The organism is Priestia sp. BR_2 (genome assembly GCF_041954005.1).
GTDB classification, from domain to species: Bacteria; Bacillota; Bacilli; order Paenibacillales; family Paenibacillaceae; genus Paenibacillus_AQ; species Paenibacillus_AQ lautus_A.
This window is the reverse complement of the sequence record NZ_JAVFHM010000121.1, coordinates 1-500: the sequence shown is the minus strand read 5'-3', so window position 1 is coordinate 500 and position 500 is coordinate 1. Positions and strand designations below refer to the sequence as shown.

Annotated in this window: 1 tRNA gene; it reads left to right on the top strand. The window is 45.8% G+C overall.

Features of this window, described 5'->3' with window-relative positions:
* The first annotated feature begins 345 nt into the window (after positions 1–345).
* Positions 346–419: transfer RNA gene (locus RB298_RS03900), tRNA-Arg, on the top strand.
* Positions 420–500 lie beyond the last annotated feature (81 nt).

Sequence of the window (500 nt, the reverse complement as noted above, 5' to 3'; positions counted from 1 at the left end):
GCCCGAGGTCACGGCCATGTAGATTAACGGGATCGCTGCTATAACGGGGAACAGATGGGAGAACAGGGCGCGGCGTGCGTGCTTGGCCACATAGGCGTACGGAGATAGAATCCATACAAGGACAGGGAGGATAAACGGAGCAAAGAAGATGCTGGAAATAGATAAAGAGGAAAAAAGATGTATAAAGATATCACGCTCCTGAAGTCATTCCCAGGTGTACATATTACCCAGTAAGCATGCTCCTGATTCGGTTAGGAGATCAACCCGAAAAAAAGTACTTTGAAAAAAACAAAAGATGCGATATAATATACTTCGTTACTGATTAAAACATTTTCATACATACATGTCCCAGTAGCTCAGCTGTATAGAGCAACGTCCTTCTAAGCCGTCGGTCAGGGGTTCGAATCCCTTCTGGGACCTAAAAAAAGACACCGTCATATGACGGTGTTTTTTACGTACCGTGAGGATGAGAACCCCGAGTTGCGATTCGCCTGCGCATA